14 protein-coding genes and 1 pseudogene are annotated in these 14,596 nt (G+C 41.3%); 9 read left to right on the top strand and 6 right to left on the bottom strand.

The genetic code is table 11. The features are described from left to right. The first annotated feature begins 49 nt into the window (after positions 1 to 49). Positions 50 to 406 carry a hypothetical protein gene (locus JFY49_RS12235; protein WP_086196040.1) on the top strand — a complete coding sequence of 119 codons (357 nt, stop codon included), beginning with the start codon at positions 50 to 52 and terminating at the stop codon, positions 404 to 406. 45 nt (positions 407 to 451) lie between these two features. Here the strand turns inward: JFY49_RS12235 and bfmS are convergent, their stop codons facing one another. After that, entirely contained in the window at positions 452 to 2,122 is a 1,671-nt protein-coding gene (gene bfmS, locus JFY49_RS12240; RefSeq protein ID WP_200223097.1) for a sensor histidine kinase BfmS, read from the bottom strand. A gap of 35 nt (positions 2,123 to 2,157) precedes the next feature. Beyond that, the gene (bfmR, locus tag JFY49_RS12245; RefSeq protein ID WP_086196042.1) at positions 2,158 to 2,871 is read right to left on the bottom strand and encodes a response regulator transcription factor BfmR; all 714 of its coding nucleotides are present in this window, start codon (positions 2,869 to 2,871) and stop codon (positions 2,158 to 2,160) included. 586 nt (positions 2,872 to 3,457) lie between these two features. Between bfmR and JFY49_RS12250 the strand changes: the two genes are divergently transcribed. From JFY49_RS12250 to JFY49_RS12275, 6 genes are all read left to right on the top strand, one after another. Then, positions 3,458 to 6,277 carry a ribonucleoside-diphosphate reductase subunit alpha gene (locus tag JFY49_RS12250; protein ID WP_180082523.1) on the top strand — a complete coding sequence of 940 codons (2,820 nt, stop codon included), beginning with the start codon at positions 3,458 to 3,460 and terminating at the stop codon, positions 6,275 to 6,277. Between the two features lie 132 nt (positions 6,278 to 6,409). After that, positions 6,410 to 6,589 carry a hypothetical protein gene (locus tag JFY49_RS12255; protein WP_166167780.1) on the top strand — a complete coding sequence of 60 codons (180 nt, stop codon included), beginning with the start codon at positions 6,410 to 6,412 and terminating at the stop codon, positions 6,587 to 6,589. Between the two features lie 164 nt (positions 6,590 to 6,753). Beyond that, positions 6,754 to 6,885, top strand: coding sequence for a preprotein translocase subunit YajC (locus JFY49_RS12260; RefSeq protein ID WP_180042488.1), 132 nt, complete (start codon positions 6,754 to 6,756; stop codon positions 6,883 to 6,885). Between the two features lie 137 nt (positions 6,886 to 7,022). Then, positions 7,023 to 8,306: a ribonucleotide-diphosphate reductase subunit beta gene (locus JFY49_RS12265; RefSeq protein ID WP_086196045.1), complete on the top strand. Its 1,284-nt coding sequence runs from the start codon at positions 7,023 to 7,025 to the stop codon at positions 8,304 to 8,306. A 68-nt stretch (positions 8,307 to 8,374) separates the two neighbouring features. Further along, the gene (locus tag JFY49_RS12270; RefSeq protein WP_086196058.1) at positions 8,375 to 8,608 is read left to right on the top strand and encodes a DUF2188 domain-containing protein; all 234 of its coding nucleotides are present in this window, start codon (positions 8,375 to 8,377) and stop codon (positions 8,606 to 8,608) included. A gap of 171 nt (positions 8,609 to 8,779) precedes the next feature. Beyond that, positions 8,780 to 9,385: a DUF805 domain-containing protein gene (locus tag JFY49_RS12275; protein ID WP_180082825.1), complete on the top strand. Its 606-nt coding sequence runs from the start codon at positions 8,780 to 8,782 to the stop codon at positions 9,383 to 9,385. Positions 9,386 to 9,425: 40 nt separating this feature from the next. Here JFY49_RS12275 and JFY49_RS12280 read toward each other — a convergent pair. Both JFY49_RS12280 and JFY49_RS12285 read right to left on the bottom strand, forming a co-directional pair. Further along, positions 9,426 to 10,227, bottom strand: a protein-coding gene (locus JFY49_RS12280) for an IS5-like element ISAba37 family transposase (RefSeq protein ID WP_180082508.1) whose coding sequence is annotated in 2 segments (ribosomal slippage) — positions 9,426 to 9,962 and positions 9,964 to 10,227 — 801 coding nt in all. Because the reading frame shifts where the segments join, the coding sequence is not laid out codon by codon here. Positions 10,228 to 10,307: 80 nt separating this feature from the next. Then, entirely contained in the window at positions 10,308 to 10,676 is a 369-nt protein-coding gene (locus tag JFY49_RS12285; protein ID WP_227609464.1) for a TM2 domain-containing protein, read from the bottom strand. Positions 10,677 to 10,749: 73 nt separating this feature from the next. Here JFY49_RS12285 and JFY49_RS12290 point away from each other — a divergent pair. Continuing rightward, positions 10,750 to 11,680, top strand: a pseudogene (locus tag JFY49_RS12290) (IS5 family transposase). A 400-nt stretch (positions 11,681 to 12,080) separates the two neighbouring features. Here the strand turns inward: JFY49_RS12290 and rutD are convergent. Then, positions 12,081 to 12,893: a pyrimidine utilization protein D gene (rutD, locus tag JFY49_RS12295; protein WP_180082842.1), complete on the bottom strand. Its 813-nt coding sequence runs from the start codon at positions 12,891 to 12,893 to the stop codon at positions 12,081 to 12,083. 429 nt (positions 12,894 to 13,322) lie between these two features. On the opposite strand from rutD, the gene JFY49_RS12300 reads away from it, so the two are divergent. Further along, a complete protein-coding gene (locus JFY49_RS12300) occupies positions 13,323 to 13,925 on the top strand; it encodes a hypothetical protein (protein ID WP_200223098.1) in 603 nt (200 codons plus the stop codon). Positions 13,926 to 13,960: 35 nt separating this feature from the next. On the opposite strand, the gene lysM is transcribed toward JFY49_RS12300, so the two are convergent. Continuing rightward, on the bottom strand, positions 13,961 to 14,443 hold the full coding sequence (lysM, locus tag JFY49_RS12305; RefSeq protein WP_180042496.1) for a peptidoglycan-binding protein LysM: 483 nt from the start codon (positions 14,441 to 14,443) through the stop codon (positions 13,961 to 13,963). Positions 14,444 to 14,596: the final 153 nt, after the last annotated feature.

Raw genomic sequence — 14,596 nt, forward strand, 5'->3', positions numbered from 1 at the left:
TGATATTGATATTTAAAATTCAAAAAGCGAATAGACAGGAGAAACTATAATGACATTAAAATATGCCCATGAATCTGAATATTTCTTCTTTGCACAACTGTTAGTTCATCATGTGGAAAGATACATCGAGAAACACCCAGATGCTCAGGATGCCATTTTTGACCTGCGTGATATCTATGACCTTTTCCGCCAAGACTTTGCTGCAACCACCACCAATCTCGAAGCTATTTTAAACGTTGCAGATGAATACAAGGTCGAAACATTAAATGGGGACCAGAAATTGATTAGCCATTATGCCATAGATCCCAAAAACAATTCTTTGCTACTAGATCTTAATGCCGATGCACTCGCTAGCTTAAAACAGGGAAAAAGCCTGATTGAACCAGATGCCACCAGTCATGAATAAGACTAAAAAGCACCGCATTCGGTGCTTTTTAGTGTTCCCTATTCTTTAAAATTCTGTCTGTATGACACCATCAGCCTTAAGGACACCGGTTTTCTTTTTTGCTTTATTAAACCGCTGTACCGGCCACGACATGGTGAAACGAGCCCCGCCTAAAATCGGGCTTTGATCCACCTCAATTTTCCCACCAAACCAGTAAGCAATACGGCTCACAATGGACAAACCTAGACCATAGCCCCCTGAAGCACGGGTACGGCTGTCATCCAGACGGGCAAAAGCTTCAAAAATGCGCTGCCGCTCTTCCTCAGGAATACCGGCACCATCATCCTCTACCTGAACATAAGCCTGCCCCGCGTCATTGATACCACCACTGACAAGCACTTTATGATCACAGTAGCGAACCGCATTGCCAACCAGATTTTGTACTACACGATGCAAGTAACGCCGCTCGGCATCGACCACCACACTAATAGGTGGTGCTTTGAGTTCAATTTCTTTTTGAGTTTTAAGTGCCTCGGTTTCAATCACCACCTGATCCAGCACTTCAAACAGCACGATTTTTTCAAAATCTAAAGAAGGTGTGCCCTGCTCCAGTTTTGCATAGGTCATGATTTCATCAATCAAGGTATTGAGCGCTTCAATATCTTTATCAATCTGTTCAACCTGTTGTAGGCGATACTCATAGTCATCTTCTTCGGCCAACATTTCCATACCAAAACGGATACGTGCTACAGGTGTTCGCAGTTCATGCGAAACTGCACGCATCAGCTCACGCTGTGCTTCAATCAAACGCTGAATATGATCGGACATGCTGTTGTAATTGGTCGCCAGACTGGCCATTTCATCGGTACCATCGACTGGTAAACGCAAGGTCATGTCACCCGATTTCATGCGATGCAAGGCGTAATTCACTTCACGTAAACGACGCTGCATCGGCACCAGCAATCCATACACCCCAAGACTTAATACAAACAGACTCAGCAAGGTAATGCCTGCAGCCAACTGGAAAGGCATCCAGTTAAATAAAGGTACAGGCCCTAAAACCAGCACCTCGGAAGGTGAGCTGGGCATAGGAGAAACGATCGAGATGGTGGTACCCCGAACCGAGGCATTGTCACGGTACAAAATAATACTGTGATCCAAGCGAAGCCGGCCGATTTGTTCAGAATCAAGCGGTAGGTTTTGCACTTTTTCAATGGCAATCGGATAAGAAAAATTCGATTGAATTTTGGCGAGATACTCTTTTTCTTGCCCAGGGTAATACACCAGATAATCCAGAATGAAAATAGGTAAGGCTTTCATCTGGCGCTCGCCTATTTTATTCACTTTTACATACAGCAAATGCTGAGGATCATCTTTCAGACCAATAATGATATAAGCAATGGAGTTTTCTGCATCATAACGAACGGCTGCTTTACGCTCTTCAATCCGTTTTCTCTCGGTACGCGATAAATCCACCTTAGCCGCATCAACATAATAGATCGGAAGCTCCAGCAAATCGGAAGCATCAGAAATCCAGTCTTTTTTCTGCTGTTCATTCGGCTGTCGGGCAATCCCTTCACTAATGATATAAGAAATACCATCGGTCAACGACTCACGATATTCTTGCGCACGCTGATAATTGATGATTTGTACCAGTAGATAGCCAAATAAGGCAACCAAGGCCACTAAAATCACTAATCCTGCATAAATGCGCAAGAATATACTGTGTTTAAACACGTAGTTGTCCTATAAAATTAGCGAGCGGGCAGAGATTAAAGACCTGTTTCTTTAACGAACAGATAACCTTTACTGCGTACCGTTTTAATACGTTTTGGATTTTCAGGATCATCGCCAATTTTTGGACGGATACGTGAGATACGTACGTCAATTGAACGATCCTGACCGTCATATTCAATACCGCGCAGACGCTCAAAAATGTCTTCACGGGAAAGAATGCGACCCGCATTTGAAGCCAACAACCATAACAGGTCGTATTCCGCGCTGGTAAAGTCAACCAGCTCACCATTCAAGGTCACTGATCGTCCACCATTATCGATTACCAGATCATCAAATTCTATGCGTTGAGCCACTTCATCTTCAGGAGCCTTGTCGGTACGGCGCAGCAAGGCACGAATACGGGCAAGTAATACACGCGGTTGAACCGGTTTTGCGACATAGTCATCTGCCCCCATTTCCAGGCCTAAAACCTGGTCCATGTCTTCAGTACGTGCTGTCAGCATTAAAATTGGCTGATGATAATGTGGACGTACTTCACGACAAATGGTCAAACCATCCGCACCCGGTAACATGACATCAAGTACCACCAAATCTGGCTGTTCAGCGATGATACGGCGGATTGCACGATTACCGTCAGGTTCTACCCCAACTTCCAATCCGTTACGGATAAGGTATTCTTGAGTCAAACGCGCAAGACGTTCATCGTCTTCAACAATTAAAATTTTAGGTAACTTTTCTTCTTGGCTCATAAAATGCCCCTTTATATGGATTAAGCTATCCTTAAAAATCCGTTGGATAGGCTTTAATATCTTCAGCAATATACACACGTTTACATTGTAAACAAGATGCTGTTCACCAAACTGATACATCAAAGTAGCATTTTGTTATATTTTTTTTAAACATTGAATTTATTGAATTTTTCATATTTTAGTAATTTTCAGGCTATTTATAGAAATATTTAGCGACAAAATGTCTATTTTTTAAACCGTCTGTCTGTTTGCACAGTTTCTGACTAGTTAGATAGCTTCTTTTAAGTTATCCACAATGTTATCTATAAGCACATTTTTTTAGCTTTGTTATGCTATGCCTTGCCTGATAAGGCTTATAGAAAAATCAATAAAAATAGCAATATTTTTACAGAGATTAATGCATGTACTAAGAAAAATATTTAGCAAAATGTCAATATTGATCTACCCTAAATTTTCCCGTATCTTGTGTTCAATTAATTTTAAAACCACTAGGTCTTGTGTTTATTCCTCAAATACTGTGGCATAAAATTTGCCCGGTTCAAATGGTCCATAAACATAAAAATAGATGACAATGGAGCTATGCTAAATGAGCGTAATCACTTCAACTCCTGGTCAACTTCAGGTGATTAAACGCACCGGTGATGTTGCCACTTTTGACGCAGAAAAAATTTCTGTAGCGATTGGTAAAGCTTTTTTGGCTGTAGAAGGCCAGCAAAGTGTAGATTCTAGCCGTATTCATGATCGTATCGAGCAACTGACTGAAATGGTGATGAATACGTTTAACCGTCGTTTACCGTCAGGCGGCACAATTCATATTGAAGAAATTCAAGACCAGGTTGAACTTGCGCTGATGCGTACTGGTGAACAAAAAGTTGCACGTGCGTATGTCATCTACCGCGAACAACGCTCTGAAGCACGCAAACAGACTGGCGCTCATCACCATCCGACTTTACAAGTGACTACTGCGAATGGTCAGCTTAAACCGCTTGACCTGGGCGCACTAGAAGCACATGTGGCAAAAGCAGCTGAAGGCCTGGAAGGTATTGACGTTAAAGCCATTGTCGATGAAACCGTAAAAAACCTCTATAACGGCGTAAAAGAATCTGACATCGCTACAACGATGATGATGGCGACACGTACCCGTATTGAACAAGAACCAAATTATACCTATGTGACTGCACGTTTACTTCGTGACAATCTGGTTGCTACAGGTTTAGAGTTCTTGGGCCTATCTACAGATACCAATGAAGGCGATGCTTTAGAGACTTTCCTTAAGAAAGGGATCGAGCTTGATCTTCTGTCACCAGAATTATTGAATTTTAACCTTGCGAAACTGGCAGCGGCGATTCAACCAGAACGCTCAAACCAGTTCACCTACTTAGGTCTGCAAACCTTATTTGACCGTTACTTCATTCATTCAAATGGCATCCGTTTTGAATTACCGCAATTGTTCTTTATGCGCGTTTCAATGGGGCTGTCGTTAAATGAAGAAAACCGTGAAGAGCGTGCCATCGAATTCTATAACTTATTGTCTAGCTTCGACTACATGGCCTCTACGCCGACCCTGTTCAACTCTGGTACTTTACGTCCACAGTTGTCGAGCTGCTACTTAACCACGATTGCCGATGATCTTTACAACATTTATGGCGCAATGCGTGATAATGCCATGCTGTCTAAATGGGCTGGCGGTTTAGGTAATGACTGGACACCTGTTCGTGCATTGAACTCATATATCAAAGGCACCAACGGTAAATCACAAGGTGTCGTACCTTTCCTTAAAGTGGCCAACGATACTGCCGTTGCGGTAAACCAGGGTGGTAAACGTAAAGGTGCGGTATGTGCATACTTAGAAACCTGGCACCTGGATATCGAAGAGTTCCTTGAACTGCGTAAGAATACCGGTGATGACCGTCGCCGTACCCATGACATGAACACAGCAAACTGGGTTCCGGACCTGTTCATGCAACGTGTATTTGAAGATGCTGAATGGACATTGTTCACGCCATCTGAAACACCAGATCTTCACGATTTAACCGGTCAAGCATTTGCAGAACGCTATGCTTATTACGAAAGCATTGCCAAAGAAACCGACATGCTGCACAAGAAAGTGCGTGCCAAAGACTTGTGGCGCAAAATGCTTTCTATGCTGTTTGAAACAGGTCACCCTTGGATCACATTCAAAGACGTATGTAACTTGCGTTCACCACAGCAACACGTGGGCGTAGTGCATTCATCAAACTTATGTACTGAGATCACTCTGAACACCAACCAGGATGAAATCGCGGTATGTAACCTGGGTTCAATCAACCTGGTACAGCACGTTCAAGGTGGTGTATTAGACCGTGAAAAATTGGCGCGCACTGTAAAAACCGCGGTTCGTATGCTCGATAACGTGATTGACATCAACTACTACGCGGTTCCGCAAGCGAAAAATTCAAACCTGAAACACCGTCCAGTCGGTATGGGTATCATGGGCTTCCAAGATGCTTTATATGAAATGAAACTGGCATATGGTTCTGACGAAGCTGTAGATTTCGCTGACGAATCTATGGAAGTAATCAGCTACTACGCTATTCAAACCTCTAGCGACTTGGCTGTTGAACGTGGTACTTACGAAACATTTAAAGGATCACTTTGGGATCAAGGCATCCTTCCTATTGATTCTTTAGACATCGTGGCGAAATCACGCCCAGAACGCATGTTTGAAGTAGACCGTACACAACGTTTAGACTGGGACACTTTACGTGCCAAAGTTCAAAAAGACGGTATGCGTAACTCGAACGTAATGGCGATTGCACCTACTGCGACTATTTCGAACATCTGTGGCGTATCTCAGTCGATCGAACCGACTTTCCAAAACCTGTATGTGAAATCAAACCTTTCTGGTGAATTCACAGTGATCAACCCGTACCTGGTACGTGCGTTAAAAGATCGCGGTCTTTGGGATTCAGTGATGGTCAACGACCTGAAACACTTTGAAGGTTCGGTACAAAAGATTTCTCGTATTCCTGAAGAGCTTAAAGCGATTTTCGCAACTGCATTTGAAGTTGAGCCACGCTGGATTGTGGATGCTGCATCACGCCGTCAAAAATGGATTGATCAGGCTCAGTCGCTTAACCTTTACATCTCTGGTGCAAACGGTAAGAAACTTGACCTGACTTACAAAATGGCATGGTTACGTGGTCTTAAGACAACTTATTACCTCCGTGCATTAGGTGCAACTTCTGCCGAGAAATCAACTATTAACACTGGCGCATTGAATGCCGTTAAACCGGCCACTGTTGCAGCACCTGTTACTGCTGCGGTAGCGCCTGAAGTGAAAGCTGAAGAAGATGGTTTTGCTCAAGCAGCACCAGTGCCAATGGCATGTTCAATTGACAACCCTGATTGTGAGGCTTGTCAATAAGTTAACTAACTTAGGAATCAACCGAGATTTATCTCTTCATTGCGACTTTAGCAATGGTTGATTCTTATGAGTGGTTAGCATAAGAACTCACTCTTGCTACTTCGTAATGATTGATTCCTTTTAGGAGCGAACATGTCGAAGAAGTTAAAAGATTTTAGAAAGAAAGTACGTGTAGTTTTTGAAGAAGCAGAAAAATTTATTTGTCGCCTATTAGTAATATATTTCTTATTAGGTGGCAGTGCTGGACATTCTTCAGATACTAACCAAGCTAAAGAAAGTGAAATCCAAGCAATTGCTCAGGCAGTTGCCTAACGAGAAGAGTTAAATTAATTGAACTCTTCTCAAAATCCCCCTAAATCCCCCTTTTCCAAAGGGGGACTTCCGTGGAAGCAAAAGAATTCACGGAAAACCCCTCCTTTATTAAAGGAGGGGTTTGGGGAGGATTTAATATTTAACAATAAAGGAAATAAACCACCATGCTCCATATGACCCATAACTACATGTTAGGACTTGCAGTACTGGTGTTTGCCTTTATTTTCTTTTACACGCCTATGGTTTATGCGTTTTTAGCCATTCGTAAACAGCAGCGTAAGCAAAATAAGTCGTGAGGATATCTGTCCTATCGAACAAGATTAGAGCAGTGATCGGCAAAACTTAATTTTGCTTACACAATTTAAGCGTATAGTAGACATCTTCGTTTGTGAGATGTCAGATAACGGATATAAGCAACGAAGAGAGAATTGATATGTCTATCCTAAGTTGGGACGATTTCGAAGATGATTCGCAAAAACCGGCTGCACCTGAACACAAGTCTGCGCCCGTCGAACCGCAAAAAGCGGCTCATACACAGGTGGTATCTGATGCACACAACGCACCGTCGCATGTGGCAACTGCACAACCCCTTAGAGCCACTCAAAACCGAGGATCAAATCCAACCGATTCATTGGCAAGAGCATCTTCTTCCCTAGAGAACCTTGATGTTGCTCCAGGTCTGGAAGAGCTTGAAATGGGCGCTCAGCGTGTACAGGTTGATGATAAAGCCATGATCAACTGTCGTGCTGACCTGAACCAACTGGTTCCATTCAAATACGAATGGGCTTGGCAAAAGTATCTGGACGGTTGTGCCAACCACTGGATGCCGCAAGAAGTCAACATGAACCACGACATCGCGCTTTGGAAGTCTGAAAATGGCTTAACTGAAGATGAGCGTACCATCGTGATGCGTTCACTTGGTTTCTTCTCGACTGCCGATTCACTGGTTGCAAACAACCTGGTACTGGCGATTTACCGTCACATCACCAACCCTGAATGCCGTCAGTACATCTTGCGTCAAGCATTTGAAGAAGCGATTCATACTCACGCTTATCAGTACTGTATCGAGTCATTAGGTATGGATGAAGGCGAAGTCTTCAACATGTACCGCGAAGTACCGTCCGTTGCGCGTAAAGCCGCTTGGGGCCTGAAATATACCCAGTCTTTAAGTGACCCTACGTTCAAAACTGGCACACCTGAAAATGACCAGATTTTGCTTCGCAACCTGATCGCGTTCTACTGTGTTCTTGAAGGTATTTTCTTCTACTGTGGTTTCAGCCAGATTCTGTCTATGGGCCGTCGTAACAAGATGAACGGTGTTGCCGAGCAATTCCAGTACATTTTACGTGATGAGTCTATGCACCTGAACTTCGGTATCGATATGATCAACCAGATCAAGATCGAAAACCCAGGTTTATGGACCACTGAGTTCCAGGAAGAAATCATCCAGATGATTCTTGAAGGCACCATGCTTGAAATCGAATACGCACGTGACACCATGCCACGCGGTGTACTTGGCATGAATGCTGCGATGATGGAAGAATACCTGAAGTTCATCTGTAACCGTCGTTTAGCGCAACTTGGTTTGCCTGAACAATTCGCTGGTGTGAATAACCCATTCCAGTGGATGTCGGAAATGATGGACTTGCGTAAAGAGAAGAATTTCTTCGAGACGCGTGTTACGGACTATCAGACCGGCGGTGCGTTAAGCTGGTAAGAAATATAAAAAGCGGAGTCATTAGGTTCCGCTTTTTTTTATACGAATAAAAATAATGGTGAATAAAAATGAGTAAAGGTAAAAATCAACATGTCGTCCCACATTCTAATGGATGGGCTGTGAAAGGTGCCGGCAATAGCAAAGCAACTAAAGTAACATCTACCCAAGCTGAAGCAATTAAAATTGCTGAAAGCATTGCTCGTAATCAAGGGTCTGACACAAAAATTCATGGTACAAATGGACAAATACGTTCCGGTAACAGTTATGGTAATGATCCTTATCCACCGAAAGATACAAAATAATCCGATTCTAGATCCCGCTTCAATAGCGGGATTTTTTATCAAAAGATAAATATATTATAAAAAACAATATAAATACATAGACTTAATAATAATTAATTAGTTTAATTTTTAAACCATTCTGCTATGATGATACTAAATTTATAACGCATACTACAAAAATAGAGGCTAATAATGAAAGGAACAATTCTGGATTTTTCAATCCAAAGCAATACAGGCATTATCAGTGGTGATGACCAGAACCGCTATAATTTTACTGGTGCGGAATGGCGAGGACAGCGCCCGCCTTCACCTGGTGAACATGTCGATTTTGCGGTTGACAATGCCGGTAATGCCTCGCAGATCTATATTGCCCTCAACCGCAACAGCACCGTTCAGAACCTGTCTGAACAACTGGATAGAATTTCAAACCAGAATCAATCTGAAGAACAATTTAATATGATTGACTGGTTTGTAAAATGTCTGAAAAATTATGTCACCTTTGATGGACGTGCACGCCGTAAGGAATTTTGGTTTTTTATGCTGGTTTCTTTCATTTTGGGCATTATTGTACAAATGATTGATGCCATACTCGGTACCGACAAAATGCTGAATGGACTATTAAATTTGGCATTATTCCTGCCAAGTCTAGCCGTAGGTGCCCGCCGTTTACATGACACAAATCGATCAGGTTGGTGGCAACTTCTTGTGCTGACCATTATTGGTATTATTCCTCTCATTATCTGGTGGGCTTCAGATACAAAACGGGAAAACAATCAGTGGGGACAACCTGCTAAATAAACAGATCAAAAAGGGTGATATCGCCCTTTTCTCTTAGAACCTATCCAGAATATTTTCTATGCAAAAGTAGCCTTAAAAAGGCTAAATTAATGAACTGAAGGCTCGTATTTAGGTGCTTTTCACAGTTTTTCCAGAGCCTTCTGCATTTTTCTAACCAAGCAAATGATCTTTCCACAACCCAGCGTTGTGGAATGACTGCAAATTTATGTAATTCACTTCGTTTAGCAACTTCAACTCGGGCTCTGATTAAATTCTTAACAGCCAAATAAAAGGGTTCGCCTGTATAACCACCATCAACAAGTACAACCTCTACATTTTGTAAGGTATCTCTATGTATAGTTATGGCATCTAATGCACCTTGGCGATCCGTTTTATCTGCTGTCGTAACCAATATTCCATGCGGGAGACCTTGAGTATCAACAATAATATGTCTTTTAATGCCTGAAACTTTTTTACCAGCGTCATAGCCTTTATCACGTGCAGTATCTGTGTTTTTTACACTTTGTGAATCAATGATGATAAAGCTCGTTTGTTCTTTCCGTCCATTGCTGATACGGGCCTCGCCAACCACATTTTTTTAAAGCTTGCTCAAGTATGCTAGGTTCAGTTTCTGATGGTTTTTTATTCCAAATCGAGAAGTAATAATGCACAGTGCTTTTAGCTGGGAAGTCTCGAGGAAGCATACTCCATTGGCATCCACTTTTTAAAATATAGAGTAAGGCGCAAAATATTTCATAGACATCAACGACTCTTGGACGTGTTTGTTTTCTTCCGCTCAATAGTAACGGTTCAATTTCTTTAAAGGCTTCTCGACTAATGTCGCTGGGATATGGTTTTCTCATTGAATAATTTTAACAAATTCTTTTTTTAAGTGCTAAAAAAGAATGAAATTAATACTGGATAGGCTCTTATCTGAAATTCATCAACCATATTTTCGGGCAAAATCTTCATCTGAAGTACACAAATAAATAATGAACTCAATGAAAGCGACAAATGCAGGAATGAAGGTCCAGCAGAAAATCAGATAAACAATGCCCCAGCCAATTTGCGCCAAATAAAATTTATGAATACCAAAGCCACCGAGGAAAAAAGCTAACACTGCAGCCACAATCCTGTTTTTCTCGCCCACCTGATTGGTAAATGTAGAGGCTGAACTCAGGACATAAATGTCGTTGGCCTGACCGGTTCCATCCACAGTAAAATCGACTTTCTGACCTCTGGCAGGTGAAATCTGCCCACGCCAGCTTGCCCCAGTAAAGTGATAGCGGTTTTGGTCATCACCACTAATCACTCCACTATTACTTTGAATAGGCTTTGTTGCACAAACCTATCTGTAAAGGCTTTTTCAGCGATATAATTTTCAAATGAAGAAGCCTACACACAAAATCTACCGCACAACCAATTGGCCCGCATATAACCGAGCACTCATGAGTCGCGGAAATATTGCCCTTTGGTTTGATCCTGCTACGCAATGGTATGCGCCATCAAAAGGCAAACAAGGGCGAAATCAAACCTACTCCGACGCAGCCATCCAATGCTGCTTAATGATTAAATCCTTATTCCGTCTGTCTTTACGTATGGTTACTGGCTTTGTGCAAAGTCTGATTAAACTTTGCGGCTGAGCAGCCCCGAATATCAGTGATATTCGTACACCACGCTTTGTAGAAGACAAAAGCATATTGATATTGTAATCAGCTACCAAAAAAGTAGCGATGGGCTGCATCTACTCATGGACTCTACAGGCATGAAGTTTCTAGGTGAGGGCGAATGGAAACGCAAGAAACATGGACCTGAATATCGTCGCCAATGGCGTAAACTTCATATTGGTATAGATGCTAAAACCCTACAAATACGAGCAGTTCAGCTTACAACCAATAATGTCAGTGATTCACAGGTGCTTGGTGATTTACTTAATCAGATTCCACAAGATGAGCGGATTGACTCTGTTTATACCGATGGGGCTTATGACACCAAGCAATGCCGTCAGGTCATTGCAGATCGGCAAGCGCATGCGGTGATTCCACCTAGAAAAAATGGAAAGATACAAAGAGTAGCTCGCTAGAGCGAAATGAATTACTTCGAACAATTAAACGTTTAGGCAGGACACTATGGAAAAAATGGTCAGGCTATCATCGGCGAAGTTTGGTTGAAACTAAGATGCATTGCATCAAATTATTAGGAGATAAACTCAGTGCAAGGAGTTTTGATAGCCAAGTGAATGAGATCCATGCACGTGTAGCAGTCCTTAACAGATTTACGGAATTAGGTCGACCACTTACCCAAGTTACGCCTTAAATTTGGCTCAATTAGGGGCGCTTTGCATTTCAAATCTTTGTGCAACAAAGCCCATTTGGTTATAAATACACTTCAGGTAATTAACCTGTTTTTTCATAAAAATTATTTAGCAAATGCTATACCAAATAATTTTAATCATTAATTATCAAATATTTATAATTATTTTATTTTAACAAATAGTAAAATAAACAGTTAAATAAATGCACCTTTATTAGCCATCATGGCTCCAAAAAAATGCATGGTTTGAAAAAACCGTCAAATTCAATTTGCCTTATATTCAAGCTGTCTTTAATAAAATGGATAAAAAACCCGTGATTTTAAACAATCACGGTGAGCTAGGAGGATAAGAAATTATCGAGAAATCCGTTGCAAATTTTATTAACAAGCCAGTTTCATTTACTCAAGACGTTACTTGCAAAAAGTGTTTATGCAAAAATTCAAGCATGGTTTTATTCAGTAATTCAGGCTCGGTTTGCGTGGAAGCATGGGCTCCAGTTGCAAGAATACTTAAACATCCATGTCCAAGCCGCTGCTTTAAATCACTCGACTTGTGTACAGGAACCAAAAAGTCATCCTGATTGGCAATCAAATGCAACTGACTGTGTTGCAAGGCCTGTATATGCTGCTCATTAATTTTAAATTGTTGTGCTACCTGAATTCGCTTGAGTACATTTTGCGGCGGCGGAAAATCCGCGAGTTGAATATCCTCCAAAGTCTTTAAATGCTGATGATGTTTTGAAATCCAGCTCGGTGGATATAAAAACAGTCCCTGCGCCCTGACATAAGCATCAGAACCCGCTGACTTTAATAGAAGAGTCCGTGCTTCAAAGCATTTTTGCGTATGTGGGTCGAGTTCGTCCCAGCAATTGATACAGGTCAGGCTGAGCACTCTCAGCTCAGATGAATTGAGCAATAACGCTAGCTCTGCACCAATAAAACTGCCAATTGCATGTCCCACAAAATGAAAATGCCGAATTTTTTCTTGCCTGATAATTTGCAGTAACTGCTGGGCCAGATGGATAATGTTGTAATCATCAGGCAAAATTGCTGAATCCGCATGACAGCCCTCCTGATCATACGTCAAAATATGAAAATATCGCGTGAATGCATCAATTTGAGGGCGCCAGAAACTGCCATGCCCGCCCAAACCGGAAGAAAAAATTAAAAAATCGGCGGCTGAATTTTCTGTGCACAAATGAATTTTATAGTTCATTTTTTACCATTTATTCAAATAATTTAAAAAATAAACAGCAAGTTTTATGCCTGAAAAATCACATCAATTCAGCCTGTCTGATTCTTGGAAACCTTGGCTTGCAAGGCTCATAGAAAAAGTAAAATTTTATGCAAAATAAACAAAAGAATAATTTGGCTCTAAACACTGAATAACAGGATTTACTTTCATACTCAAATCTACAACAAAAATAGATAAACCCAAGAAAACTCAAACACTTAAAATAGATAAACACAAAAATAGATACCAGAAAATAACTTGCTAAAACAAGGATTAAGAATTTAAACACAACTTAATTGGAGGAAAATTTATAGCATTCATAATGCAACACCTGTTTCCCCATACAGCAGTCATTATGAAAAAAATAGCCATCATGGCCCTATCTCTACTTTGCTTGAAAGGTGATGATGAATGGACATACCTACTGAATATCCGCTATTTCAATGCCATTATCTGCCCCGTTATTTAATTGGGTTAATCTTTATTCCTGCTATATTTATTGTTTTAGCGCAGCACTCGCTCAGTAACTTCAATATGATTAAAGATTTCAGTAGCCTGATTCAATACTTATTGCATCAATCCATGCCGGGTTGGTTGATGCTGGCACTCTTCATCATGCTGACATTGATTGCAATCAATATGAAATTGGTCATCACCCGCCAAAGCATATCCATACAAAGTTTTGGCATAAAGTTAAGCAATCTGGTACAGCGCAACAGGCTTTTAAAGACCCAGCTTTATTCCTCTCACAGCTCAAGGTATCGCACATATAAGCCCTTCGCAGCAAAAGCATTCAGCCAAGAACAACAGTGGAAAGTGAGTAGTCTCGGCTTTATTTTAAAACCTGAATTTCGCAAGCAATACAAAATGACACATATTGATCTTAATATGTTCGATAAAGACAACCGAAAAAAACTGATTCAGATTTTGGCGCAACACTATGATTTAGACCCTAAATTTTTTTTAGGTAGAGCACAACTTGCCAGACAGAAATTACAGCACAAGCTTCGATAAAAAAGCGCTCTCGGCGCTCTTTTATCAGGTTCTACTTAAGTCGGGATACGCAGTACCTGCCCGGGAAAAATATCATCAGCATCTTTTAACAAGGGACGGTTAGCCTCAAATATTTTGTTGTATCGATTGGCGTCACCATAATATTCTTTTGAAATCTTGGACAAGGTATCACCCGATTTAACTGTATAGAATTTACTTTCCGGAGCAGGTGTTACCACGGTCATTTGGTCATCTACTTTAGCCACATGATCGACATTCCCTACAGCCAGGACAATTTTTTCGCGGTCGGCCTGATTTTGTACCTGCCCTTTAATGGTCGCCAGATCGCTGCTGCTGTTATAACTCACCGATAAACCGGTCACTGGCAAGCCTAAAGCTTTAATATGCCCCAGAAGCTTGTTTGCGATTTCTTGTGCAGAAGGTTCTGCTGGAGGAGTTGAAGCGACCGGAGCTGGCTGAGGTTCTGCTGGTGCCGTATTTTTTTTACCAATACCTTTTACAAAATCAAAAAGACCCATTGTATTTCTCCATCATTATTATTTATGCAATTTGAAATAGCGTCTTTTTTTATACATAAAATTAATTCAAAGAAAGGTTGTCTTTGGTCCAGCAACAGTAAAGATATGTAATTATCATTTTGATGAGTAAATAAAAAAGCCACCTAAAGGTGG

The organism is Acinetobacter sp. CS-2 (genome assembly GCF_016599715.1).
GTDB lineage: Bacteria > Pseudomonadota > Gammaproteobacteria > Pseudomonadales > Moraxellaceae > Acinetobacter.